Annotated in this window: 21 protein-coding genes, 1 pseudogene and 1 riboswitch; of the genes and pseudogenes, 8 read left to right on the top strand and 14 right to left on the bottom strand. The window is 40.4% G+C overall.

Features of this window, described 5'->3' with window-relative positions; translation table 11 throughout:
* Nucleotides 1-32 precede the first annotated feature (32 nt).
* Nucleotides 33-1,121, bottom strand: coding sequence for a 23S rRNA (cytidine(2498)-2'-O)-methyltransferase RlmM (gene rlmM / locus J5X96_RS07395; RefSeq protein WP_209362726.1), 1,089 nt, complete (start codon nucleotides 1,119-1,121; stop codon nucleotides 33-35).
* A complete protein-coding gene (locus tag J5X96_RS07390; RefSeq protein ID WP_209362725.1) occupies nucleotides 1,114-2,019 on the bottom strand; it encodes a transcriptional regulator GcvA in 906 nt (301 codons plus the stop codon). The genes rlmM and J5X96_RS07390 overlap by 8 nt, the downstream gene beginning before the upstream one ends.
* A 282-nt stretch (nucleotides 2,020-2,301) precedes the next feature.
* Here J5X96_RS07390 and J5X96_RS09820 point away from each other — a divergent pair, with 282 nt between their 5' ends.
* Together J5X96_RS09820 and J5X96_RS07385 are read left to right on the top strand one after the other, a co-directional pair.
* Complete coding sequence (locus J5X96_RS09820; protein WP_256436797.1) at nucleotides 2,302-2,436, top strand: hypothetical protein; 135 nt, start codon at nucleotides 2,302-2,304, stop codon at nucleotides 2,434-2,436.
* Between the two features lie 39 nt (nucleotides 2,437-2,475).
* Entirely contained in the window at nucleotides 2,476-3,495 is a 1,020-nt protein-coding gene (locus tag J5X96_RS07385) for a branched-chain amino acid aminotransferase (protein ID WP_209362723.1), read from the top strand.
* A gap of 97 nt (nucleotides 3,496-3,592) precedes the next feature.
* Here the strand turns inward: J5X96_RS07385 and guaB are convergent, their stop codons facing one another.
* Nucleotides 3,593-5,059, bottom strand: coding sequence for an IMP dehydrogenase (guaB, locus tag J5X96_RS07380; RefSeq protein WP_209362722.1), 1,467 nt, complete (start codon nucleotides 5,057-5,059; stop codon nucleotides 3,593-3,595).
* A gap of 70 nt (nucleotides 5,060-5,129) precedes the next feature.
* Between guaB and birA the strand changes: the two genes are divergently transcribed.
* A complete protein-coding gene (gene birA, locus J5X96_RS07375; RefSeq protein WP_256436796.1) occupies nucleotides 5,130-6,143 on the top strand; it encodes a bifunctional biotin--[acetyl-CoA-carboxylase] ligase/biotin operon repressor BirA in 1,014 nt (337 codons plus the stop codon).
* Between the two features lie 70 nt (nucleotides 6,144-6,213).
* On the opposite strand, the gene trpA is transcribed toward birA, so the two are convergent.
* The 10 genes and pseudogenes from trpA to J5X96_RS07325 form a co-directional block, all read right to left on the bottom strand.
* Nucleotides 6,214-7,020 (bottom strand): tryptophan synthase subunit alpha, encoded by an 807-nt coding sequence (gene trpA / locus J5X96_RS07370; RefSeq protein ID WP_209362718.1) that lies wholly within the window; start codon nucleotides 7,018-7,020, stop codon nucleotides 6,214-6,216.
* Nucleotides 7,017-8,216, bottom strand: a complete 1,200-nt coding sequence (gene trpB, locus J5X96_RS07365) for a tryptophan synthase subunit beta (RefSeq protein ID WP_209362716.1) — start codon at nucleotides 8,214-8,216, stop codon at nucleotides 7,017-7,019. The genes trpA and trpB overlap by 4 nt, the downstream gene beginning before the upstream one ends.
* Before the next feature lie 9 nt (nucleotides 8,217-8,225).
* The gene (locus tag J5X96_RS07360) at nucleotides 8,226-8,666 is read right to left on the bottom strand and encodes a hypothetical protein (protein WP_021616941.1); all 441 of its coding nucleotides are present in this window, start codon (nucleotides 8,664-8,666) and stop codon (nucleotides 8,226-8,228) included.
* Nucleotides 8,659-9,414: an SDR family oxidoreductase gene (locus tag J5X96_RS07355; RefSeq protein WP_209362714.1), complete on the bottom strand. Its 756-nt coding sequence runs from the start codon at nucleotides 9,412-9,414 to the stop codon at nucleotides 8,659-8,661. The genes J5X96_RS07360 and J5X96_RS07355 overlap by 8 nt, the downstream gene beginning before the upstream one ends.
* Before the next feature lie 260 nt (nucleotides 9,415-9,674).
* Complete coding sequence (locus J5X96_RS07350) at nucleotides 9,675-11,186, bottom strand: fused MFS/spermidine synthase (protein WP_209362713.1); 1,512 nt, start codon at nucleotides 11,184-11,186, stop codon at nucleotides 9,675-9,677.
* Nucleotides 11,122-11,789: pseudogene (locus J5X96_RS07345) on the bottom strand (fused MFS/spermidine synthase). The gene J5X96_RS07350 and the pseudogene J5X96_RS07345 overlap by 65 nt, the downstream one beginning before the upstream one ends.
* A 32-nt stretch (nucleotides 11,790-11,821) precedes the next feature.
* Complete coding sequence (locus J5X96_RS07340; protein ID WP_209362711.1) at nucleotides 11,822-13,447, bottom strand: phosphoethanolamine transferase; 1,626 nt, start codon at nucleotides 13,445-13,447, stop codon at nucleotides 11,822-11,824.
* 260 nt (nucleotides 13,448-13,707) lie between these two features.
* On the bottom strand, nucleotides 13,708-14,199 hold the full coding sequence (ilvN, locus tag J5X96_RS07335) for an acetolactate synthase small subunit (RefSeq protein WP_021616948.1): 492 nt from the start codon (nucleotides 14,197-14,199) through the stop codon (nucleotides 13,708-13,710).
* A complete protein-coding gene (locus J5X96_RS07330; protein ID WP_209362709.1) occupies nucleotides 14,199-15,917 on the bottom strand; it encodes an acetolactate synthase 3 large subunit in 1,719 nt (572 codons plus the stop codon). The genes ilvN and J5X96_RS07330 overlap by 1 nt, the downstream gene beginning before the upstream one ends.
* A 316-nt stretch (nucleotides 15,918-16,233) precedes the next feature.
* Nucleotides 16,234-17,766, bottom strand: a complete 1,533-nt coding sequence (locus J5X96_RS07325; protein WP_209362707.1) for a Na+/H+ antiporter NhaC family protein — start codon at nucleotides 17,764-17,766, stop codon at nucleotides 16,234-16,236.
* A 95-nt stretch (nucleotides 17,767-17,861) separates the two neighbouring features.
* Nucleotides 17,862-18,034, bottom strand: a riboswitch (Lysine riboswitch).
* Nucleotides 18,035-18,195: 161 nt separating this feature from the next.
* Between J5X96_RS07325 and J5X96_RS07320 the strand changes: the two genes are divergently transcribed.
* The 4 genes from J5X96_RS07320 (at nucleotide 18,196) to ftsH (ending at nucleotide 22,240) form a co-directional block, all read left to right on the top strand.
* Nucleotides 18,196-18,612: an H-NS family nucleoid-associated regulatory protein gene (locus J5X96_RS07320; protein ID WP_209362705.1), complete on the top strand. Its 417-nt coding sequence runs from the start codon at nucleotides 18,196-18,198 to the stop codon at nucleotides 18,610-18,612.
* 66 nt (nucleotides 18,613-18,678) lie between these two features.
* Nucleotides 18,679-19,515, top strand: a complete 837-nt coding sequence (gene purU, locus J5X96_RS07315) for a formyltetrahydrofolate deformylase (RefSeq protein WP_209364791.1) — start codon at nucleotides 18,679-18,681, stop codon at nucleotides 19,513-19,515.
* 160 nt (nucleotides 19,516-19,675) lie between these two features.
* On the top strand, nucleotides 19,676-20,305 hold the full coding sequence (gene rlmE / locus J5X96_RS07310) for a 23S rRNA (uridine(2552)-2'-O)-methyltransferase RlmE (RefSeq protein WP_209362704.1): 630 nt from the start codon (nucleotides 19,676-19,678) through the stop codon (nucleotides 20,303-20,305).
* Nucleotides 20,306-20,419: 114 nt separating this feature from the next.
* On the top strand, nucleotides 20,420-22,240 hold the full coding sequence (gene ftsH, locus J5X96_RS07305) for an ATP-dependent zinc metalloprotease FtsH (RefSeq protein ID WP_209362702.1): 1,821 nt from the start codon (nucleotides 20,420-20,422) through the stop codon (nucleotides 22,238-22,240).
* A gap of 88 nt (nucleotides 22,241-22,328) precedes the next feature.
* On the opposite strand, the gene J5X96_RS07300 is transcribed toward ftsH, so the two are convergent.
* Nucleotides 22,329-22,775, bottom strand: coding sequence for a LexA family transcriptional regulator (locus J5X96_RS07300; RefSeq protein ID WP_209362700.1), 447 nt, complete (start codon nucleotides 22,773-22,775; stop codon nucleotides 22,329-22,331).
* Nucleotides 22,776-23,002: 227 nt separating this feature from the next.
* Between J5X96_RS07300 and sstT the strand changes: the two genes are divergently transcribed.
* Complete coding sequence (sstT, locus tag J5X96_RS07295) at nucleotides 23,003-24,250, top strand: serine/threonine transporter SstT (protein ID WP_021616957.1); 1,248 nt, start codon at nucleotides 23,003-23,005, stop codon at nucleotides 24,248-24,250.
* Nucleotides 24,251-24,317: the final 67 nt, after the last annotated feature.

Below are 24,317 nucleotides of genomic sequence, written 5' to 3'. Positions count from 1 at the left end.
AAAATTTTTAGGTTTTACTTCATACTAATCGTTTATAGCAAACGCAAGTAAACCGTGATTTCTTCCCGATCGTGATACAGGTGTTTTGCCTGTAACTGGAATTTTAACCCTTGCTGCGACAATTTATCCGCAATAAATTGCAGACATTGTTGTACTTCCGCATAGCGTTTTTTCATCGGCAGCTTCAAATTAAAGATCATGCTATGACACCAACCGTTCAACAGCCATTTCACCATTAACTCGGTAATTCGACTTGGTTGCTCCACCATGTCGCACACCAGCCAATCAATTTTACGTCGTTTCGGCGGCTGAAACTTAAAGCCGTCTTCCGCACAATGCTCAATACGCCCCGTATCATGCAGACTGGCTGCCATTTTGCCGTGATCCACCGCATACACAAACAATCCACGTTTCACTAACTGATATGTCCAACCGCCCGGACAAGCGCCGAGATCCACGGCATACATGGTTTCGTTAAGCAATTCCGCTTCTTTTTGGCGTGGAATAAAACTCAAAATCGCCTCTTCCAATTTTAATGTAGAGCGACTTGGCGCATCGGCAGGGAATTTTAAACGTTGAATCCCCATTAAATGCGCAGCATGATTGTGATTGTAAGAGTAGCCCACATAACAAGTATTATTTTGTAAGAAAAAAACATGCAATGTCAGACCGCTCTTTAAGTTACTTTTTGCATTTAGCCATCCTTGCTTTTTCAACGCTTGGCGCAGTGGCACAGTGAATTTACGGCAAAATCCAAGTAACTCTTTCGCTTCATTCGTATCGGCGGTTTCTACCCATAATTCATTGCTGTTTGTTAATGGAATGGTCTCTGCAATCTGTTGATATTGTTGAAGAATCGGGGTAATGCGATCCTGTTGCGGTAAATCCGTCAGCAAATCGGAAACCACGATCATTTGACGCGCAAAAATCAGCTGTTGAAAGGGCAATTCTCGCGCTAATAAATCCGCCTCACTGGGCTGATAACATTCAAAAATCACATAGCCGCTGTTTTCGGTAACACGGGCGAAGCCAAAGACGCCTTTTTCTGCTGCTTTATCGGTGATTTCCGCCGCCAACTCGCGCTCAAATCCCATCCGACAATATAATGCCAACTTATTCATTTTCTTGTTTATTTTCTTCTTGATTAATGGTTTGAATAATCCAGGAACGGAACGCCACAATGCGCTCATCATTACTGTTATCTAAATGATTGACCACATAAAAGGATTTCGGATCCCGCAAATGGGTATCAAATACCGGTTGTAAATTGCCGTTGTCCAACTCTTGTTGCGCTAAAAGTCGATTGGCAAGCACGATGCCTTGTTCATGAATTGCCGCTTGCAACGCCATGAACGTATGACTAAAAATTGGGCCTTGCTGAATATTTAATTCTTCCAATGCCAAATAATTTGCCATATGTTGCCAATTATCGCGGGCATGAATGTGCAACAAGGTATGCTGTTTTAAATCCTGTGGTTGATGAATCGGCTTTTGTGCCAATAACTTCGGTGAGGCGAGAATGAGCAAATCTTCTTCCACCAAGGGATCCACTTGTAAGTTATCCCAGTTGCCTTTGCCGTAATAAATCGCAACATCAATATCTTGGCTGAGCAAGCCTTCATCTTGATCGACCCCTTTTAAGCGCACTTCAATATCGGGATACAATTTATTAAATTCGCTCAAACGTGGCACTAACCACTGGATACCGAAGGTTTGTGGCACGCTGATGGTTAAATGTTTATCATTTTTTAAGGCCAGCAATTTATCCGTTGCCTCAACCAAACGGTGTAGGATTTTCGTGATGTCGGCATAATAGGCTTTGCCAAAATCCGTTAATTCCAGCGCACGATTTTTGCGTTTAAATAATGCAACGCCTAAGAAATCCTCCAGCAGTTTGATTTGATGGCTAATTGCCGCTTGCGTCACAAACAATTCATCTGCCGCTTTTGTGAAACTTAAAAATCGGGCGGCAGATTCAAATGCTTTGAGCGAATTTAAAGGTGGCAAACGTTTATACATAGTATTTCTCAGTGATTCATTTTTTAGAAAACAATCAGATTATTTTTTTTAATCAGTTTGATAAAAAAATCTCTTTTGCCCATTATGCGCATTCTACTTAGAATGAAACCATACTTAAGTCGTGATTTCTTCTTTGTTAAGATTTTCAATTAAGTATGATGTTGTGTTTGCATATTGTTTGGTTTTTCCAAACGTGAGTAACGAAAGTTACACTTTCTTTTCATTTCCTGTATATTCGGCCATTTTCGCCAGACACCGCTCCGCAAAAGAGCGGTGTTTTTTATGGGAAATTCTACCATAGTTAGCCGTTTATTTCTTGCGCCAGTTCACAAAACGCCAAAAACAATGCCGTTATTATTTCAAAAATTCAGCGATTTTTACGATGAAAATATTTTCAATCCAGATGGAATGGTGTAGATTAAAAACGATTTAATCGAAATATATTAAGGAAATAGCATGTCAGACTTACTTGATTGGAAAAATCTCGGATTCAGTTATATCAAAACAGATTATCGTTTTATCGCCCGTTGGAAAGACGGCAAATGGGACAACGGTGAATTAACGACAGATAGCACATTACATATTCACGAAGGTTCTACAGCACTGCATTATGGACAACAATGTTTCGAAGGTTTAAAAGCGTATCGTTGCAAAGACGGTTCAATCAACCTTTTCCGTCCGGATCAAAACGCGAAACGTATGCAAAACACCTGTGATCGCCTGTTAATGCCACAAGTGCCGACAGAGTTATTTATTCGCGCCTGTAAAGAAGTGGTGAAAGCTAACGAAAAATGGGTAGCCCCTTATGGCACCGGTGCCACACTTTATTTGCGTCCATTCGTTATTGGCGTTGGTGAAAATATCGGCGTACGTCCTGCACCGGAATATCTTTTCTGTGTGTTCTGTTGTCCGGTTGGTGCTTATTTCAAAGGTGGCATGAAACCATCTAATTTCTTGGTAACCGATTATGACCGAGCAGCACCGCATGGCACCGGTGGCGTCAAAGTCGGCGGAAACTACGCAGCAAGCCTATTACCACATGAACTTGCCGCAAAACGCCAATTTGCCGATGCCATTTATCTTGATCCGAAAACCCATACCAAAATTGAAGAGGTGGGCGCGGCAAACTTCTTCGGCATTACGCGCGATAATAAATTTATCACACCACGTTCAGACTCCATTTTGCCAAGTATTACCAAATATTCCTTGCTTCACTTAGCCAAAGAACGTTTAGGCATGGAAACCATTGAAGGCGATGTCTATATCAATGAACTCGATAAATTCGCCGAAGCAGGCGCTTGCGGTACGGCTGCGGTTATTTCACCTATCGGTGGTATTCAATATGGCGATGACTTCCATGTGTTCTATTCAGAAACTGAAGTTGGTCCAATTACTAAACGTCTTTATGATGAACTCACCGGCATTCAATTTGGCGATGTCGAAGCACCGGAAGGCTGGATTGTGAAAGTCGAGTAGTGAGATATTAAAAAATACCGAAAAGAAAAAGTGCGGTGGATTTAAAACTATTTTAAAAATCCACCGCACTTTTTTGTTTGTTACTCGAACAGTCCAATTAGCTCATGCGATAGTTCGGCGCTTCTTTGGTGATGGTAACATCATGCACGTGGCTTTCTTTAATGCCTGCACCACTGATACGCACGAATTGGGCTTTTGTGCGTAAGTCATCAATGGTAGCGCAGCCGGTTAATCCCATGCAAGAACGTAATCCGCCCATTTGTTGGTGAATGATTTCTTTGAGCAAGCCTTTATAAGGAATACGGCCTTCAATGCCTTCCGGTACTAATTTGTCGGCGGCGTTATCGGATTGGAAATAACGGTCGCTTGAGCCTTTCGCCATGGCACCAAGAGAGCCCATGCCACGGTAAGATTTGAACGCACGACCTTGATACAGTTCAATTTCGCCCGGTGCTTCTTCTGTACCGGCAAACATGGAACCGACCATGACGCAACTGGCGCCTGCCGCAAGCGCTTTCGCAATGTCGCCGGAGTAACGGATACCGCCGTCGGCAATCACTGGAATACCGCGATCTTTTAAGGCTTCAGCCACATCAGAAATGGCGGTGATTTGTGGCACGCCCACGCCGGTGACGATACGGGTGGTACAAATAGAGCCAGGGCCAATCCCCACTTTGACTGCGCTCGCACCGGCATCAGCCAAAGCAAGTGCGCCTTCTGCAGTGGCGACGTTACCGGCAACAATCGGTAGATTTGGGTATTTTGCACGCGTTTCACGCACACGTTGTAACACGCCTTCGGAGTGTCCGTGAGAAGAGTCGATTAATAAAACATCGACGCCGGCCTGGACTAACGCATCAATGCGTTCTTCGTTGCCAGGGCCTACGCCAACCGCCGCGCCCACGCGCAAACGACCAAATTCATCTTTACAGGCATTCGGTTTTTGTTCTGCTTTTTGATAGTCTTTTAAGGTAATCATGCCTTTTAATTTGAAGTTATCATCAACAATTAAGACTTTCTCTACGCGATGTTCGTGCATTAATTGGAAAATCTCTTCACGTTTTGCCCCTTCTTTAGCTGTAACCAAACGAGATTTCGGTGTCATGAAATCGGCAACGGTTTTGTTTAAATCAGAGACAAAACGGGTATCGCGACCGGTGATAATACCGACTAAATTACCTTCAGCATCGACAACCGGATAGCCGGCAAAGCCATTTTTCTGTGCAATGGCTTTTAATTCGCTGATGGTTAATGTGGGTGTTACCGTAATGGGATCGGAAACCACACCGCTTTCAAATTTTTTCACTTTACGCACACGATCCACTTGGCGTTCAATGGACATGTTTTTGTGAATAAAGCCAATGCCGCCTTCTTGTGCAAGGGAAATGGCCAATTTGGTTTCGGTTACCGTATCCATTGCCGCTGACAACATAGGAATGTTCAAACGAATTGTTGAGGTTAATTGAGTAGAAAGGTTAGCAGTGTTAGGTAACACAGTGGAGTGAGCTGGAACAAGAAGAACGTCGTCAAATGTGAGTGCTTCTTTTAAGATGCGTAATGCCATTGCAATATCTCTCTTTAAGTTAAAATGATGAAAAAATATTGCGGGCGGATTATACAGATCCATCCCGTATTTGAAAAGAAAAAATGATAAAAAATTTGCGTTTTTAGCGTATGATAACCACCGTTTAGACGCGGAAAAACAGGAAGGATTTATGGCGAAATTACTAGAATTACTGACAAGCGAGGTGGAAAATTCATTGGAAAATTTGACCGCACTTTTAGCTTGCAGCAAAGAGGAATTATTCGCAGAAGTGCGCCAGATGGAGCAACAAGGACTGCATTTTACACTAGAAAACGAGCATCTTTATGTGATCCCCGAATTACCTTTATTAAATGAAAAACGTCTAGCGGAGGCGTTAAAGCCTTATCATGTGGTGGTTAAACCGGTCATTTCTTCAACCAATCAATATTTATTAGAGAATGTTGCTCACCTTCAAAAAGGGGATCTTTGCTTGGCTGAATATCAAACCGCCGGGCGTGGTCGTCGTGGGCGACAATGGATTTCGCCTTTTGCCGGGCAAATTATCATGAGTTTTTACTGGCAATTGGATCCTCGTAAACCTTTAGATGGATTAAGTACCGTGATTGGCTTGGCGATTGTGCAGGCGTTGGTTGAATTGGACATGTACGGATTTCAAGTCAAATGGCCGAATGATATTTTGGTCAATGAGCGAAAACTTGCCGGTATTTTGGTGGAAATTGTTAATCGCCCTAACGGTAAACTCAATTTGGTTGTTGGCATTGGCATGAATGTTTCTCTTGGACAAGAAAAACAAATCGATCAACCCTGGGCAGAGTTGGTGGAATTTTTCCCACATATTGATCGTGAGAAACTGATTATACAAATGGTCAATACTATTTATCGTTATTTAGCGCGTTTTGAACAGCACGGCATTGATGCGGAAATGCAACAACAATGGCTGGAATATGATGCCTATTTAGGCACAGAAGTGAATGTGATAAGCGAAAAAAGCACCATTTCAGGTATTGAACAGGGGATTAATGCGCAAGGTCATTTATGTCTCATGACAGAAAATGGTGTGCAATATTTTAATGCAGGCGAAGTCTCGTTACGGAAAAAGTAAAAGATTGTAAAAAAGCACCTTAGCAAAGATTAATTCGTTAAGGTGCTATATTTAAGGGAATTATTTTCTGTTATTTCGTGGCGGCTTTCATGTTGCGAACAAACTCAGAGAGCTCCGTTAAACATTGGGCATGATTTTCTAAATTTCGCTCAATGATTTTTACGGTTGCCGAACCGGAAATCGCACCTGCTGCACCAAGTTGTAATGCTTCTTTTACTTGCGCCGGTTGGGCAATGCCGAAACCTTGCAGGATAGGCGGGGCATGGTGAGCTTTGAGTTGCTCTACAAGGGTATCTAAGTTAGCCGCATGACTTTGATTTTCTGCGCTGGTCACGCCAGCACGCGAGACCAAATATGTATAACCTTCACTGCTTTCAGCCACACCTTGAATCGTTTTTTCATCCGCATTTGGCGGGCAAATAAAGACGGGTTGAATACCGTGTTTTTGGGCTGCTTGGACATAGTCTTCTTTTGCCAATAATGGAATGTCCGCCACTAAAACAGCATCCACACCGACTTCCGCGCAACGTTGATAAAAATTATCCAAGCCTTTGGCAAAAATTAAATTGGCGCAAAGTAATAGGCTGATGGGAATCTCCGTATATTTTGACCGCACTTTGGCAAGCAATTTAAAGCTGTCTTCCGTGCTATGCCCAGCATTAAGCGCACGATTATTCGCGGCTTGAATTACCGGACCATCCAATAAGGGATCGGAAAATGGAAAACCCAACTCTAAGGCATCTGCGCCGTTATCCACGAGGGTACAAATAATTTCAAAAGAACGGTCAAATGTCGGGTCACATAAGGTAACGAAAGGAACGAATGCGCCTTCCTTTTTTGCGCGTAATCGGGAAAAGGTCGTTTCAAAACGGCTCATGATTGCATTCCTTTTTCTTTTAATACTTTATCAACAGTGAAGATATCTTTATCGCCACGACCGGATAAATTCACCACTAAAATTTGTGCTTTATTCGGTTCTTGGCGGATCATTTTTAAGGCGTGCGCAAGGGCGTGAGAGCTTTCCAATGCTGGAATAATGCCTTCATGTTTTGCCAGTGCTTGGAACGCATTTAAGGCTTCATCATCGGTAATGCTTGGGTATTCCGCACGCCCAATGCTTTGCAAATAGGCGTGTTGCGGTCCGACAGAAGGGAAGTCTAGCCCCGCAGAAATCGAGTAGGATTCTTCCACTTGGCCGTCTTCTGTTTGCATTAACGGCGATTTCATCCCGAAATAAATACCCACTTTCGCATGGCCTAACGGCGCGCCATGTTCACCTGTTTCAATGCCGTGACCGGCAGGTTCTACGCCAATTAGACGCACATTCGGTTCATCAATGAAATCCGTAAACATACCGATAGCGTTTGAGCCGCCGCCTACGGCTGCAATCACCGCATCCGGCAGGCGACCTTCTTTTTCTAAGATTTGACGTTTGGTTTCTTCGCCAATCATTTTTTGGAATTCGCGTACAATGGTTGGGAAGGGATGAGGGCCTGCCGCTGTACCTAGTAAATAATGAGTGTTTTCATAATTCGCTGACCAATCACGCATGGCTTCACAGCACGCATCCTTTAAGGAGCAAGAACCTTTTTGCACAGGAACCACTTCGGCGCCCATTAAGCGCATACGGAAGACATTGGGTGATTGGCGTTCCACGTCTTTTGCGCCCATATAAATGCGGCAAGGCATATCCAACATGGCACAAGCGAGGGCCGTTGCAACGCCATGTTGCCCTGCGCCGGTTTCTGCGATAATGCGAGTTTTGCCCATGCGTTTTGCCAGCAAAATTTGACCTAATACTTGGTTAGTTTTATGAGCACCGCCGTGGAGCAAATCTTCCCGTTTTAAATAAATTTTGGCTTTCGTGCCTTTGGTTAAGTTACGGCAAAGGGTAAGTGCGGTCGGTCTGCCGGCATAATTTTTCAGGAGATCCTGAAATTCACGTTGAAATTCAGGATCGTCTTTGGCTTCAACAAACGCTTTTTCTAATTGTTGTAGCACCGGTATGAGAATCTCCGGCACGTACATACCGCCGAACTCACCGAAATAAGGGTTTAAAATCGTGTCTGACATAGGCTTTCCTTATGACATTAAAAACAGGCTATCGTAGATTTTGTAGAAATTTATGACAGCGAATAAAACAACAAATACACTTGAAATCAGTTGAATTAACCAAAAAATTGCCCAAAGTAAAAAGGTTGCCATCGGGCTAAAACCAATCTCGGCAAGGATATTTTGTTGCTTTAAGTAAAAACTCCGTAAACTGAGTAAGTAAGCCGAGAGCATAATTAACAATGGAATGGCGACAAAGCAACGGATGACATAATAGACGATGTCGATTAAATCAGGCTCATTAATGTAGAAAAATAATCCTTTTCTAAACTCCGGATCTTTAATGTATTCCGTCATCACCATATACAGCACAAAAAACAGCAGGGCAGGCGTTAGCCCACGTAAAAAGGCCAAATAAGGCTCAGTAATTTCAGTTAAAAAACGGGAAAGTTTGCCAGGTTGTTTAGTCATTTTTGCTTACTTTTAACGGGTTAAAGGTTTGTGCTGTCGGCATGACTTCAATTCGGTTAATGTTTACGTGCTCCGGTTGTTGGTTAAGCCATAACACGATATTGGCAATATCTTGCGGCGTGACATATTGCACGTTTTCATACACTTGTGCTGCACGGGCATCATCGCCTTTAAAGCGCACGTTAGAAAATTCTGTGCCGCCACATAAACCGGGTTCTACATTGGAAACACGCACGTTGGTGCCGGCTAAATCAGCACGGAGGTTTAAACTAAATTGTTTCACGAAGGCTTTTGTGCCGCCGTAAACGTTACCGCCCGGATAGGCGTAATTGCCGGCAATCGAGCCTAAATTAATGATATGCCCTTGATTACGCGCGACCATTTGCGGCAAAACCAAACGGGTTACGGTGACCAAACCTTTCACGTTGGTATCGATCATTTTTTCCCAGTCATCTAAATCGGACTTATCCGCTGTTTCTAAGCCAAGGGCAAGACCTGCGTTATTCACTAATAAATCTATGGCTTGTAATTCTGCCGGCAGTGTCTTTAATGCCTTTTCAGTCGCATGACGATCAGAAATATCAAAGGCGAGAGGAAAGAATTTATTGCCGTATTCTTGTTCTAATTGTGCTAAACGTTCTTGTCTTCTTCCTGTACCGATGACTAAATAACCGGCTTTTAACAATGTGCGACAAATGGCGTTCCCAAAACCGGCAGTAGCGCCTGTGACTAATGCAATTTTTGTCATATTGATTTCTCCTTATTGTGAGATTGGTGTACGGCAACATTGATTTAAAAAATGACCGCACTTTTTATGATGAGCAATATACTACTACACTAGTACAAAAAAAGTATAGGGTTTTCTTCAAAGATTTGAAAAAGAGGCACGATCTAAAAAAGAATCACGAGAAGTGCGGTGATTTTTTCTGCTATTTTTGAGTGGTGATACCGCAAAGCATAATTGCAACAAAATGAATCAAGGAGGCCTTGGCCTCCTTAGTATTCACATTATTGATTAAAGGCACCATATTTATATTCTGTAATCATATTGGTATCGGTGATCACTTCCGGTTTGCGATTTAACGAGGAAAAATCGATCTTTTCGTATGGGATTAATGGTTTGCCATAAATTTGAGATGCCGCATTTTCTAGCTCTGCTTGAGAACTGAATACTGGTTGCGCATTTTCCCATTTTAATCGGGAGATATTGTATTCCACTTGCTCTTTAGTGAGTTCAGGAATTGGATTCAATGAAGCTAATGACATATTCATATAGCTATAGCTATATGGGAAAACCGCTTTTGAGGTATAGTGAGCATCAAGAGAACTGGTCGTATTAAAATAAATAAAACCCTTCGGATTTAAATGCGCTTTTGCTAGCGTTAAAAATTCTTGACTTAGCAAATTGCTTGAATAATTTCGCCAGTGGAATGTTGTATTCATCAGAATAAAATCAAATTTTTTCTCCGGATTTTTATTTAACCAACGACGGCCATCATCCGTAATCAGATTAACGCGTTTATCTTGTAGGAATTTTTGCATTTCAGGATACATACCGGCAAGTTGCGGATAGGCAGGGTTAAGTTCAATAACCGTCATGGATTCTAATTCCGGCATGGAGGTAAGTACCCTTGTCCATGATGCTGTACTTAAGCCAATCACTAAAATATTTTTGGCGTGAGGCGCAATAACCGGTAATAAGTAGGCACGTTCGATACCATTATGGTTATTTGTCAAGCTGGTATTTAACATGCCATCATAAACATTACCACCAAAAACCAGTTCATCGTTTTTATCATTTAAATAAACTTGAATAAAGCCATGTTTATTTTCAATTAATTTCTCTAATTTTAATGGTTTTCCATCATCATCCATCCTTTTTGCCAGTGAATGAATGATTTCTTCAGGTACAGTGAGGGTTGTTGTAATCACCATGATACTTGCAACAGCAGTTGCTATTTTTAACCATTTTTCTTTTACACAAAGCATGGCAGTCAACAACGTGATGAATATAATGAGAAAATAGGTTTGTTGCGTGGTAAAAATATCTAAAAGGTAAAAACCAATCAGTATTGGTGAGATGGTACAGCCGACGACATTGGCAAAATAAACGTTAGAAATTGCCGCGCCGGTTTTCTTTTGTTCTGCACCAAGGTGATGCACGATTGGGAAAACAATTCCCCGTGCTAATGCACAAAAGAAAATGGAAGCAATAAAAATACCGAATATACCTTGGATTGGGAAATAAATTAATAGCGCAATTGCCAAACAATCAAGTAGTGCTGAAAAAATAAAGGAATAACCAATATAGTTGATATTTCCTTTACCGGATTGACATAGATTTTTACCAATCAGAGAACCGCAGGCAATACCTAATAAAAATAGCGCAAGTGTTAATGAAAAAATTTGCGGAAGAGAGACGCCATAGAAACTAAATAATCTAATCCAAATCATCTCAAGCCCTAAGCTGAGAAAACCACTTAAGAAGGACAGGATGATTGCTTTTTTCGTGATTGTCATGATTTACCCCTTTCTTCCGTATTTAATAAAAATAATTGTTGCAACAAGACAGTTAACGATTGCTGCTAAATAAATTACTTGAGTAATGGTTAAGTGATTAAATAGGAAAAAACCAACACTTATACAAGCAAATGCTGCACCTAATGTGTTGGTAAAATATAACCAGCCAATATTATTGCCAATATTATCAAAATGCTGGTTCAAATATTGTGTTAATAGTGGCAATGTGCTTCCCATGAGAAATGTTGGGAAAAGCAGCAATATAAAGTTAGACAAAGCAACAGTTGTCACACTTGAGTGCAAGAATAACGCTTTGACGAACTCAATTAAGGTCGGGCTTGCGAAACCAAAGATACCAATACCAATCTCGGTCAGGGCAAAATAAAGAATGATATGTTTAGAAAATTTATCCGCTATACGCCCACCAAAGTAAGCGCCGATACCAAGACCTGCCATAAAAACGGCGATAATAATAGTAATAGATTCTAGATCCACACCAAAGGCGGTAAATAACATTCTCTGCCAAGCGATTTGATAGATTAATGCGGCAAAGCCTGACATAAAAAAGACGGCTTTTACTGTTTTAGCACTATATTGATTCATCGTGTTACCCTAATCCTAATATAAGTAATAGATTAAAATGTTGGAATGTTATCATCCTTTAATGTGTCATAAGGAATATTTTCTTCAAAGTTAAAAACTTTAATATCCTTATCATCTTTATTTGAAAAGAAATTATAATGGGGATTTAACTCTTTTGTTTCTACGCCTATCCATTGAGAGAAACCATAAATAAAGTTAAATGCACTTCGTTTAAGATTAACTACCTCCCGAACCTTATCATCACTAGATATTTTAACAAAAGGAACGTCAAAGTTTTGTTTGTATTTGTCACCAAAATCTAAATCAACTTCTTTTTTATCTTCTTTATGCGTATGAGATAAACCATGATCTGAAAAATAAATTAACGAATAAGGCTCATTTTGTTCTTTTAATAAAGTCACTGTTTCCTCAATGAATTTATCCGTTTTTAAAATTGTGTTTACATAACAAGAAAGACTCTCATTAATAAATTCCAGCTTTTTCTCTTCTTCTTTAAGTCGCTGACAAAAATTACGGTGCGAACCCATTAAATGAATGACGAAAAGTCTCACATTATTTGAGTAAGTTTTTTCCTTGAATCTGGTTTTTAGTTCATCTAATAATGCCATATCATCGGCATTATTGGTCGTAAAACCGCCTTTTTTAGTGAAGTAATGAAAATCGGCAGCCACACCTAACCGACTGGCGAGCGTATCATATTTACCTATGCTGCCTTGATTGGATAACCAAAATGTTTTTATGCCGGCCATTTTAGCTAATGTAATAATATTATAAGAGTAATCTTTTTTTCCCTGATCTTTAGGGTTGAAATGTAATGTATTTAACAGTGAATGATAGGTGGCAGGTGCACTGGAAATATAACCTGCATTAATATATCCCTTTGTTTTATCTAAAAATGGCGTGGTGGGTAAATGAAAACCATAAGTTGACATATAGTCTCTTCTCGCACTTTCACCAATAATTAAAACATAGTTTTTATATTGAGGTTTTGCCGAAATAATATGCCAAGGTGGAGTAATATTTTGCACGTTTTCAAGATCGCTTTTATCATGATAATAATCAGCAATACTTTCAATGATGTTAGCATAAAATGAAATGAGATTAACTGGGCTATTAGCCAATGTCCAGTGTGCATCCACTTTATCATTGGATACATTTTGAATATAGAACTGGGTTGGCACCCAGATCACACTGAAGATTGTCACAATAGCAAGAAAGCCGTTTAAGATTTTTTTATATTTTTGTTCTTTTGCTGAGATTTCTACTTGGTTAATCGCATATTTTTTTAGTTTATATAAAACATAAAAAGAGAATGTAAATAATATAGGTAATCCTAAATTAGATAATTTAAGTTTCCCTAAAAATTCAAAAGATTCTGCCGGGTTAGTTTCAAAAAACGCGGCAATAATACCGGAATTTGGCTTGCCATAAGATAAATAGACAGGATAATAAAGAGATAATGTTATTGTAATAAATGTGACAAAATACCAAAATATTTTCCGATTAAATGAAAAAATTAAGTAATAGAGGATGTATATAACAAATAATCCATAAAAAATGCTATCTTCAGGAGAAATAGTTTGGGTGAGAAAAGAAAACCAAAATAGCCATAACCAAAATAGGCGAGAACGTAGATAATTAAGAAAATTTTTAGACATAAGTAAATAAAATGTAAAATTTTCCGTATTCTATACGTAATGACTTATTGACTCAATGATTATTATTGAGAGTAGTGTAAAGATTTGTTAAAGTTTTGTCAGTTTTATCTGTATTTAGAAAGGGAATGAACGAATTGATTAAGCCCCACGATTGGGGCTTAGGTATCATGCGATGTTTAGCCTTTTTTGTTCAAGTTAAATTCAATGTTTGGGACAAAAAACATTTTGAATTTCAACCGCACTTAAGGTTGATATGACGTCTATAAATAGCCTTTTTCACCTCGTGGTAAGCTCACTAAACCGGAGCGGACGATCTCGATGACAACAGCTTCTTCTTTCAGCGTGTTTACAAAGGCATCAAGTTTATCTTTAGTGCCGGTGAGTTGGATAATGTAAGACTTCGTGGTAACGTCTACAATTTGTGCACGGAAAATATCCGTCAAACGTTTCAGTTCTTCCCGCGCTACGCCTTGTGCACGAACTTTAATTAACATCACTTCACGCTCAACGTGTTCACTGTCGCTTAAATTAATCACTTTGAACACATCCACCAATTTGTGCAATTGCTTTTCAATTTGCTCCAACACTTGTTCATCGCCGTAGGTTTCGATAGTCATGCGGGATAACGTCGGATCGTCTGTGGGGGCCACGGTAAGGCTCTCGATATTGAAAGCGCGTTGTGAGAATAAGGCGACGACGCGGGATAACGCGCCTGATTCATTTTCGAGTAATACGGATAAGATTCTACGCATTATGCATTCTCCGGTTTAGTTAAAATCATTTCATTCATGGCGCCGCCACGCACTTGCATTGGGTAAACGTGTTCGTTGGCATCAACATTGATGTCAACAAAGACCAGTTTATTTTTAATGCTGAACGCTTGTTTAAGCTTTTCTTCTAATTCTTCCGGTTTGGAGATTTGAATTCCCACATGATCGTAGGCTTCTGCTAATTTCACAAAATCCGGCAATGAATTCATGTAAGTTTGCGAATGGCGACCGGAATAAATCAAATCCTGCCATTGTTTCACCATGCCGAGGAAATGGTTGTTCAAACAAATAATAACGATAGGAATGTCATATTGCTTCGCAGTAGAAAGCTCTTGAATATTCATTTGAATACTGCCATCACCGGTAATACAAACTACCGTTGCTTTTGGATCGGCCAGTTTGACACCAAGTGCTGCAGGCAAACCAAAGCCCATCGTGCCAAGCCCTCCGGAGTTGATCCAACGACGTGGTTGGTCGAACGGGTAGTGTAAGGCAGCGAACATTTGATGTTGCCCTACATCCGATGCCATATAAGCATTACCTTGAGTTAAACGATAGATGGTTTCAATCACTTGCTGAGGTTTAATTACGCCGCTGTGACGATCGAAATCTAAGCATTTCACGGCTTTCCATTGTTCGATTTGTTTCCACCAATCCGTTAAATCCGATTGAGATTTCGCAAGGTTTTCATCTTCTAATAATGATAAAAATTCATCTAATACGCTTTCTGCGCTGCCGACAATCGGAATCGCCACCGGTACAGTTTTGGAAATGGAGGTGGGATCCACATCCACATGAATCACTTTGGCATGTGGGCAATATTTTGCGAGATTATTGGTGGTGCGATCGTCAAAGCGAACGCCGATACCTAAAATCAAGTCGCTGTTATGCATTGCCATATTGGCTTCATAAGTGCCGTGCATACCAAGCATCCCGAGGAATTGTCTATCCGTACCCGGGAATGCGCCTAGACCCATAAGAGAAGAGGTGACTGGCAAATTTAACTGTTTAGCAAAGCGTGTTAAGGCATCGTGGCAGTTAGCCGAAATCACACCACCGCCCACGAAAAGTACCGGTTTTTTTGCCACCAATAAGGCTTTTAATGCTTTTTTGATTTGCCCTTTGTGACCTTGCACCGTTGGGCTGTAAGAACGCAAAGTGACTTCTTCCGGATAAGTGTAGGCAAATTTGTTTAATGGATTAACAACATCTTTTGGTAAATCAATGACCACAGGACCGGGACGGCCGGTGGAGGCAATATAAAAGGCTTTTTTTATGATAGTCGGAATGTCTTCCGAGTTTTTAACTAAAAAGCTGTGTTTCACGACCGGACGGGAGATACCTATCATGTCGCATTCTTGGAAGGCATCGCTACCAATTAACCCTGATGGCACTTGTCCGGAAAGTACCACTAACGGAATGGAATCCGCATACGCCGTGGCAATACCGGTAATGGCATTGGTGGCGCCCGGGCCAGAGGTGACTAAAACACAACCCACTTTGCCGGTAGCTCGTGCATAGCCGTCAGCCATGTGTACTGCCGCTTGTTCGTGGCGTACTAAAATGTGTTCGATGCCCCCTAAAGTATGGATTGCATCGTAAATATCTAAAACCGCCCCACCCGGATAACCAAATAAAAATTCAACACCTTGATCACGCAAGGATTGAACGACCATTTCTGCTCCCGATAATTTCTTCATTTTTACCTCTTCCTATTTGCTTTAAAAAAGTATCGCTTTTTTTGACCGCACTTTTATACCGATAGTATAAGTTTGGCGCATTGCGGTTCAATGGAGATTATTCTTAACGAAAAGAGGTTTGCTTGTCTATTGAAAAGTTAAGCGAGGATTTAGTTTTTTAGCCTATTTTGCGAGATAAAATTCTGTATAAATTTATATTTTTAAAATTTCATAAATTAATTTTTAGTTTAAATAGAAAAAATGCGACTTTATGTCGCATTTTATAAAAATTACAGAATTTAATTTTAAATTTAATTTTTGTGCGCGAGATCACAATTTAGCGCTTTTTAAAGATAAACACGAGTAAGGTGAGCACGGCACCTGTAGTAATAAAACCAAGTAAGCCGGAGTAGGTGAACCCCACTACAACATAACCTGCAATAGTTGCTATTGCCACGGTAAGGGCATAAGGCAATTGGGAGGTGACGTGATCCATGTGGTCGCATTTCGCCCCAGTGGAAGACAAAATGGTGGTATCGGATACCGGTGAGCAGTGGTCACCGCAAACAGCTCCTGCCATGACGGCAGATAAGCAAGGCAGCATAAATTCTACAGATCCCGGCATGGCGTGAGAGGCAATGGCCGCAGCGATTGGCAACATAATACCGAATGTTCCCCAGCTGGTGCCGGTAGAGAACGCCATGACAGAAGCTAAAATAAATAACAATGCCGGCAATAAGGCAAGTGGCAATGTATCAGAAACTAAAGACGCTAAATAAGCACCGGTTTTCACATCACTTACCACATTATTAATAGTCCATGCGAAGAATAGAATGAGAATTGCACCGGACATAGATTTAATTCCCACGCCCCAAGCTTTAACATATTCGGGAACATTCACCAAACGATCGGCAAAAATACACAGTGATGCAACCAAAACCGCACTTAAACCCCCGGTAACTAATGACACGCCAACAGTGGTATTTTCAAATGCCCCTAAGATAGAGAAAGGTTTGCCGTCAGCCGCTAAGGCTTCATTACCGGTATACATCATGGCAGAAACGGTCACGATAATTAAGGTTAAAATCGGTAATACAAGATTACGCACATGGCCTTTTACCTCAGAAGATTGCGTTTCGGTAATTTCTTCTGCACTTAATGCTAATTTTTCATGTTTTGCCATCGCACCGATATCAAAAGAAAAATAGGCAACAAAAAAGACCATGATGATTGAGAAAATCGCGTAATAGTTCATGGCGCTCATTGCCATAAACGCCCCAATGGGTGAGTAGCCGGTAATGGAGTAGGTGGCTAATAAACCTGCAATAAGCGTAATAATGTAAGCGCCCCAGCTGGATACCGGCATTAATACGCACATTGGCGCAGCAGTCGAATCTAAAATATAAGCTAACTTCGCGCGAGAAACTTTAAATTTATCGGTAATTGGACGCGCAATCGCACCCACCGCTAAGCTGTGGAAATAATCATCAATAAAGGTGATAAAAACCAAAGAGGCTGCCACTAATTTAGCACCACGGCGACCTTTGATGTGCTTTTGCGCCCATTCAGCAAAGGCTCGGTTACTGCCGGACATGCTTAAAAGTGCGGTCAAAACGCCAAGCAATAATAAGAAAAGCAGAATGTTAATGTTGTTGCTATTTAATCCACCTTCTTTAATGAAGAGGGAAGCAATATTATTTTTTAAATACACTAAGGTATTTAACGGTTCAAAATTTGCCAGCATGGCGGCGCCGACTAAGATACCCACGCTCAAAGAAAGGAGCACTTTACGTGTAATAATCGCTAATGCTAATGCAAGCAATGGGGGAATAATTGACCAAATTGACGATGAGTAATCGATGAGTTCCATATGGTGTTCTACCTAAAATTAAGGGAGAACCACTGACTTTAAATACTTAGAATAACTAGAAATAATTTAAAAAGGCAGGCAAATAAAGACCTAACCTAACCAGTAGCGCTCCATAGTTTGATTGACTATGACAGTGACGGTTCTTTCGAAGACGCCACCAACCAGCTAAAACGACTCTTAACTGATTTCGGCAAACGTTCCTTTCCATTTTCTTCATCGTTATCCACTCTGAAAATATACTTATAACGTTTGCACCTCTACGTATGTATAGGACGCTATAAGACTACAATAAAAACAGAGAAATGCCAATATAAAAGAGATGTCATTGATATAAAATAATTTAAGAAATAGATATTTACCTTGGTATATAATTTGTTTATCATAATTCAGATTTCAGTTTGCTTATATTAATACCAGAGGAGAAAATTAATGAGTGAAGTATTGAAAGTCTTATCTAATATTCGTAGCTTGCGTCTTGCTACGCGTGATTTTTCTGTAGAGCAATTAGAAAATCTTCTTGAAAAGATTGAAACGCTTGTTTCTGAGAAAAGAGTGGAGATAGCGAAAGCTCAAGAAGAAGAAAATGCACGCCAAGAACGGATCGCGAAATATAAAGAATTACTTGAAAAAGAAGGAATTTCTAGACAAGAATTAGCTGAAATTTTAGGTTTGGATGTCTCTGAAAAAGTCAGCAGTATTTCTAAAAAACGTTCAGCAAGACCTGCAAAATATCAATATGTTGATGAAAATGGCGTAACAAAAACGTGGACCGGTCAAGGCAGAACACCGAAGGCAATTCAGGCGCAATTAGATCAAGGAAAGCTTTTGTCCTCTTTTGAAATTTAATTGATAACAATGACTAAAAGAGACCCATTTTTATGGGTTTCTTTTTTTCAAGATGACACAGAATTTATGATTGAGAATAAAATACTATTAACCGACTGTTCGGATGCGATTGGATTAATCTCCAAAATTACCAATATTTGTTATAAGCACCAATTAAATATTGTGCATAATAATGAATTTGTTGATTTTGAAACTAAGCATTTTTTCATGCGTACGGAACTCCAAGGCATTTTTAATGAAGAAACCTTGTTGGCCGATTTGGCACTGAGTCTGCCGGAAGGGACGAATTGCCGCCTACTCAGTACAAAACGTAAACGAATTGTGATTTTAGTCACGAAAGAAGCGCATTGTTTAGGCGATATTTTGATGAAAAATTACTATGGCGGTCTTGATGTGGAGATTGCTGCAGTGATTGGAAATCATGAAGCATTGCATACATTGGCAGAACGTTTTGATGTGCCCTATTTTTGCATTAGTCATCAGAATTTGACTCGTGAAGAACACGATGCATTGCTCGCCGAAAAAATTGACGAATTTGCTCCGGATTACATTGTGCTGGCGAAGTATATGCGAGTGTTAAATCCAAAATTTGTGGCACGTTATCCTAATCGAGTGATTAATATTCACCATTCATTCTTACCGGCATTTATTGGTGCGAGACCGTATCAACAAGCTTATGAGCGCGGTGTAAAAATTATTGGTGCAACAGCACATTTTATTAATAATGAATTGGATCAAGGTCCGATTATTATGCAAAATGTGATCAATATTGACCATACTTATAGTGCTGAAGCCATGATGAAGGCTGGACGCGATGTAGAAAAAACAGTATTGAGCCGAGCCTTAGATTTGGCATTGCACGATCGCATTTTCGTCTATAAAAATAAAACGATCATTTTATAGACCGCACTTTAATTGTTACAATAAGTACCATTCTGATTTAAGCCACCTTTCTGTCAAAAATCGAGGAAAGGTGGATTTTTTTATTAATCATGATTTGAGGCTTGAAAAGTCAATCTTAAGCCTTTATATACAAGAACATTAAAAAAACATAAGACAGGTTATGGGCAAGAAAAAACGCTCGGCGAGTTCTACTCGCTGGTTAAATGAACATTTTAAAGATCCTTTTGTACAAAAAGCGCATAAACAAAAATTGCGTTCCCGTGCATATTTTAAACTTGATGAAATCCAACAAACGGACCGTTTGTTTAAACCGGGTATGACAGTAGTCGATCTTGGTGCCGCACCGGGCGGTTGGTCGCAGTATGTCGTGAGTCAAATCGGTCGAAATGGGCGGGTTATCGCGTGCGATATTTTGGAAATGGATCCCATTGTCGGCGTAGATTTTCTGCAAGGGGATTTTCGTGATGAAAATGTGCTGAATACCTTGCTAGAGCGCGCCGGTGAAGAAAAAGTCGATGTGGTGATGTCGGATATGGCACCGAATTTCAGTGGAATGCCGTCAGTAGATATTCCACGCGCAATGTATTTGGTTGAGCTGGCATTGGATATGTGCAAACAGGTGTTGGCAAACAAAGGTAGTTTTGTTGTAAAAGTTTTTCAGGGTGAAGGTTTTGATGAATACTTAAAAGAGATTCGTTCTCTCTTTAGTGTGGTAAAAGTTCGGAAACCTGAGGCCTCTCGAGATCGTTCTCGGGAAGTTTATATCGTTGCAAGCGGCTATAAGTTTTAATGGTGAAGTTACAAAGAAAGACAATCAATTTGATAACTTTCACTTTCGAAACAAATATAGTAACCTTGCGACATTTTATTAACTTTATAAGTATGGGGTAATGCCTTGAACGATATGGTAAAAAATTTAATTCTTTGGGTTGTTGTTGCTGTTGTCATGATGACGGCATATCAAAGTTTTAATTCGGCTTCTAATGGCAATGTAACGGACTATACCACTTTTATTACTGATATTGAAAATGGTCAGGTGCGTCAGGCTAAGTTTGAAGACAATGAAATTTTAGTTACCAAAGCAGATGGAGCTAAATATACCACTGTCATTCCTTTAGAAGATAAAAACTTATTGAATGATTTATTAAATAAAAAAGTCAAAGTAGAAGGCACCCCTCCGGAAAGAAGAGGATTATTATCTCAAATCTTGATTGCTTGGTTCCCGATGCTGTTATTAATTGGCGTTTGGGTTTTCTTCATGCGTCAAATGCAAGGTGGTGGCGGTAAAGCCATGAGCTTTGGTAAAAGCCGCGCGCGTATGATGACACAAGAGCAAATTAAAACCACTTTTGCCGATGTAGCCGGTTGTGATGAAGCAAAAGAAGAAGTGGCTGAAATTGTTGATTTCTTGCGTGAGCCAAAAAAATTCCAAAATCTTGGCGGTAAAATTCCAAAAGGGATTTTAATGGTTGGTCCTCCGGGTACGGGTAAAACCTTATTGGCGAAAGCCATTGCCGGTGAAGCGAAAGTACCTTTCTTCACGATTTCCGGTTCTGATTTCGTTGAAATGTTCGTGGGGGTTGGGGCTTCTCGTGTGCGCGATATGTTTGAACAAGCGAAGAAAAATGCGCCTTGTTTGATTTTTATCGATGAAATCGATGCCGTCGGTCGCCAACGTGGTGCTGGGCTTGGTGGTGGTCATGATGAACGCGAGCAAACCTTAAACCAAATGTTGGTTGAAATGGATGGCTTTGAAGGTAATGAAGGCGTTATCGTGATTGCTGCAACTAACCGTCCGGATGTTTTAGACCCAGCGTTAACCCGCCCGGGACGTTTCGACCGTCAAGTTGTGGTTGGATTGCCTGATGTGAAAGGTCGTGAGCAAATTCTTAAAGTTCACATGCGAAAAGTGCCTGTTGGGCCGGATGTTGATGCAATGACCCTTGCGCGAGGTACGCCGGGCTATTCCGGTGCGGATTTGGCAAACTTGGTGAATGAAGCGGCGTTATTTGCTGCACGCACCAATAAACGTATCGTTACGATGGTTGAGTTTGAAAAAGCCAAAGACAAAATCAACATGGGACCTGAACGTCGCACCATGATCATGACTGACAAGCAAAAAGAGTCCACCGCATATCATGAAGCGGGTCATGCCATTGTCGGTTATTTGGTGCCGGAACACGATCCAGTGCATAAAGTAACAATTATTCCACGCGGACGTGCTTTAGGTGTAACCTTCTTCTTACCGGAAGGCGACCAAGTCAGCATCAGTCAAAAACAATTGGAAAGTAAACTTTCTACATTGTATGCAGGGCGTTTAGCAGAAGACTTGATTTACGGCGAAGAAAATATTTCGACAGGTGCTTCTAACGATATTAAAGTGGCCACCAATATTGCTCGTAACATGGTTACTCAATGGGGTTTCTCCGATAAACTTGGTCCAATTCTTTATACTGAGGATGATGGGGAAGTGTTCTTGGGCCGTTCCATGGCGAAAGCAAAACATATGTCTGATGAAACTGCGCATGTGATTGATGAGGAAGTCCGTGCGATTGTGACACGTAATTATGCTCGTGCAAGACAAATTTTGATCGACAATATGGATATTTTACACGCCATGAAAGATGCGTTAGTAAAATATGAAACCATTGAAGAAGAGCAAATCAAACAGTTGATGAATCGCCAACCGGTCACACCGCCGGCAGGCTGGGAAGAATCTAAATAGCGAGTATTTCGCTTAGTTTAGCTGCCTTCACAAGGTTTATGTATTTCTTGTGAAGGCAGTGATTTAATAAGCCATAAGAAAGGAAGATTTACGCAATAAAATGCGTTCTTTTTCGAGGGAGTTGGTGAATAATGTTTGTGACCACCCCAACGATAGGAAGATTATGCCAGTTAGACGTTTTAATATTTTCTTTGCCTTTATCTAACGACAAAAAGACGAATTCGCCGTCTGTATACGCGATCAATTCATAAAGACAAAAATTATTTTCAATCTCCATCACCACGAATTCTCCGATAAATACCTTATCACTCTTTTCAACGACTAACATATCACCCGCTTCAATTCCCCATGCTAATAGATTGGGATTGGAGATATGAATAAAACATGTCTGTTTTGGGTGTTTTACACAATACAAGTTGAGGTCGAGTTTTTTGCGATAGTGGAATTTTTCTGATTTTTGTTCTTCAAAAAAAGGAAGCGGTTGATAGGATGAACCGCTGTAGTTCATTGAAACAAGCGTATTATTGTTATTCATGGTAATTCCTTAGCTTAAGCCTAAATTTTCTATATCTCAATTTTACTGTGTTTATGTACAGTATGTCAACGTGTTGCAGTGCTTTCTCATCTTGCTTATGCCAATAAAAATTTGATCTGTTCTGTTTTCTTTAATTGAAATTTAGGCTATCTTTAATTCCCTCAGGGGAATCACATGTGATTCAAAGACTCATCGCAACTTTATTTGCACAACATCATTAATTTAATATGAAAACATCACGTTTAATTTCTTTATTTTTTCAGGGCAATTTGGTCAAACGGATTGCCATTGGCTTGGTTTTAGGTATCGTTGTTGCTCTCGTTACGCCTATTTTGGAACCATCACTCGGTTTTAACTTGGCAAGCGAAGTCGGCGTACTTGGCCAGATCTTCGTGCGCTCACTCCGCGCAGTTGCGCCATTATTAATTTTTGTTTTAGTCATGGCGGCAATTGCCAATAAAAAGGTGGGAACACAAACCAGCATGAAATCCATCATTGTGCTTTATTTGCTCGGTACTTTCTTGGCCGCATTAGTCGCTGTGATTGCCTCTTTCTTATTTCCGGTGGAAGTGGCACTTTCTGTCAAAGAAGATATCGCGTCGGCACCTAAAGGGGTTGGCACAGTGTTATTAGATCTTGTATTTAATGTCGTGGACAACCCATTAAATGCCATTTTTAAAGCGAATTTTATTGGTGTATTGGCGTGGTCAATTGGTTTAGGCTTAGCACTTCGTCACGCCTCAGACACAACAAAAAATGTGGTATCGGATTTTTCTGAAGCCGTGTCTAAGATTGTTTATGTCATCATTACATTTGCTCCTATTGGTGTATTTGGCTTGGTTGCTCAAACACTTGCAGATAAAGGATTAGTAGCGTTAGGCGGTTATGCTCAGTTATTAAGTGTTTTAATTGGTGCAATGCTATTTGTCGCCTTTGTCGTGAATCCAATTTTAGTTTTCTGGAAAATTCGTCGTAACCCTTATCCACTTGTTTGGACTTGTTTGCGTGAAAGCGGATTAACCGCATTTTTTACCCGTAGTTCAGCAGCGAATATTCCGGTGAATATTAATTTGGCAAAACGTTTGAATTTAGACGAAGAAACCTATTCTGTGTCTATTCCGTTAGGCGCGACCATTAATATGGCCGGTGCGGCAATTACCATTACGATTCTTACACTTGCGGCAGCGAATACATTAGGCATTGAGGTTTCTTTCAGCAGTGCGATTTTACTCAGTATCGTTGCAAGTTTATGTGCGTGTGGTGCTTCCGGTGTGGCCGGTGGCTCCTTGCTATTGATTCCTTTAGCTTGTAGCTTATTCGGTATTTCCGATGATGTCGCCGCGCAAATGATTGGAGTTGGCTTTATTATTGGTATCCTGCAAGATTCAACTGAAACCGCATTGAACTCTTCTACAGACGTTCTGTTTACAGCGGCAGCCTGTATTGCAGATGAAAATAAGAAAACAACAGCATAATTGCAGAGAAAGGGTAGAGGTGTTCTACCCTTTGTCTTTTATGGATATATAAAATCTCATTTATTTT

Source organism: Aggregatibacter sp. 2125159857 (assembly GCF_017798005.1).
Taxonomy (GTDB): Bacteria; Pseudomonadota; Gammaproteobacteria; order Enterobacterales; family Pasteurellaceae; genus Aggregatibacter.
Note: the sequence above shows the minus strand (reverse complement) of the source record. Positions and strands in the feature narration are given on the sequence as shown.

Bases quoted from the DNA above. Each gene is read 5' to 3' on its own strand.
- rlmM (WP_209362726.1), bottom strand. From the start codon at position 1,121: ATGAATAAGTTGGCATTATATTGTCGGATGGGATTTGAGCGCGAGTTG.
- J5X96_RS07390 (WP_209362725.1), bottom strand. From the start codon at position 2,019: ATGTATAAACGTTTGCCACCTTTAAATTCGCTCAAAGCATTTGAATCT.
- J5X96_RS09820 (WP_256436797.1), top strand. From the start codon at position 2,302: ATGGGAAATTCTACCATAGTTAGCCGTTTATTTCTTGCGCCAGTTCAC.
- J5X96_RS07385 (WP_209362723.1), top strand. From the start codon at position 2,476: ATGTCAGACTTACTTGATTGGAAAAATCTCGGATTCAGTTATATCAAA.
- guaB (WP_209362722.1), bottom strand. From the start codon at position 5,059: ATGGCATTACGCATCTTAAAAGAAGCACTCACATTTGACGACGTTCTT.
- trpA (WP_209362718.1), bottom strand. From the start codon at position 7,020: ATGAGCCGTTTTGAAACGACCTTTTCCCGATTACGCGCAAAAAAGGAA.
- trpB (WP_209362716.1), bottom strand. From the start codon at position 8,216: ATGTCAGACACGATTTTAAACCCTTATTTCGGTGAGTTCGGCGGTATG.
- J5X96_RS07360 (WP_021616941.1), bottom strand. From the start codon at position 8,666: ATGACTAAACAACCTGGCAAACTTTCCCGTTTTTTAACTGAAATTACT.
- J5X96_RS07355 (WP_209362714.1), bottom strand. From the start codon at position 9,414: ATGACAAAAATTGCATTAGTCACAGGCGCTACTGCCGGTTTTGGGAAC.
- J5X96_RS07350 (WP_209362713.1), bottom strand. From the start codon at position 11,186: ATGACAATCACGAAAAAAGCAATCATCCTGTCCTTCTTAAGTGGTTTT.
- J5X96_RS07340 (WP_209362711.1), bottom strand. From the start codon at position 13,447: ATGTCTAAAAATTTTCTTAATTATCTACGTTCTCGCCTATTTTGGTTA.
- ilvN (WP_021616948.1), bottom strand. From the start codon at position 14,199: ATGCGTAGAATCTTATCCGTATTACTCGAAAATGAATCAGGCGCGTTA.
- J5X96_RS07330 (WP_209362709.1), bottom strand. From the start codon at position 15,917: ATGAAGAAATTATCGGGAGCAGAAATGGTCGTTCAATCCTTGCGTGAT.
- J5X96_RS07325 (WP_209362707.1), bottom strand. From the start codon at position 17,766: ATGGAACTCATCGATTACTCATCGTCAATTTGGTCAATTATTCCCCCA.
- J5X96_RS07320 (WP_209362705.1), top strand. From the start codon at position 18,196: ATGAGTGAAGTATTGAAAGTCTTATCTAATATTCGTAGCTTGCGTCTT.
- purU (WP_209364791.1), top strand. From the start codon at position 18,679: ATGATTGAGAATAAAATACTATTAACCGACTGTTCGGATGCGATTGGA.
- rlmE (WP_209362704.1), top strand. From the start codon at position 19,676: ATGGGCAAGAAAAAACGCTCGGCGAGTTCTACTCGCTGGTTAAATGAA.
- ftsH (WP_209362702.1), top strand. From the start codon at position 20,420: ATGGTAAAAAATTTAATTCTTTGGGTTGTTGTTGCTGTTGTCATGATG.
- J5X96_RS07300 (WP_209362700.1), bottom strand. From the start codon at position 22,775: ATGAATAACAATAATACGCTTGTTTCAATGAACTACAGCGGTTCATCC.
- sstT (WP_021616957.1), top strand. From the start codon at position 23,003: ATGAAAACATCACGTTTAATTTCTTTATTTTTTCAGGGCAATTTGGTC.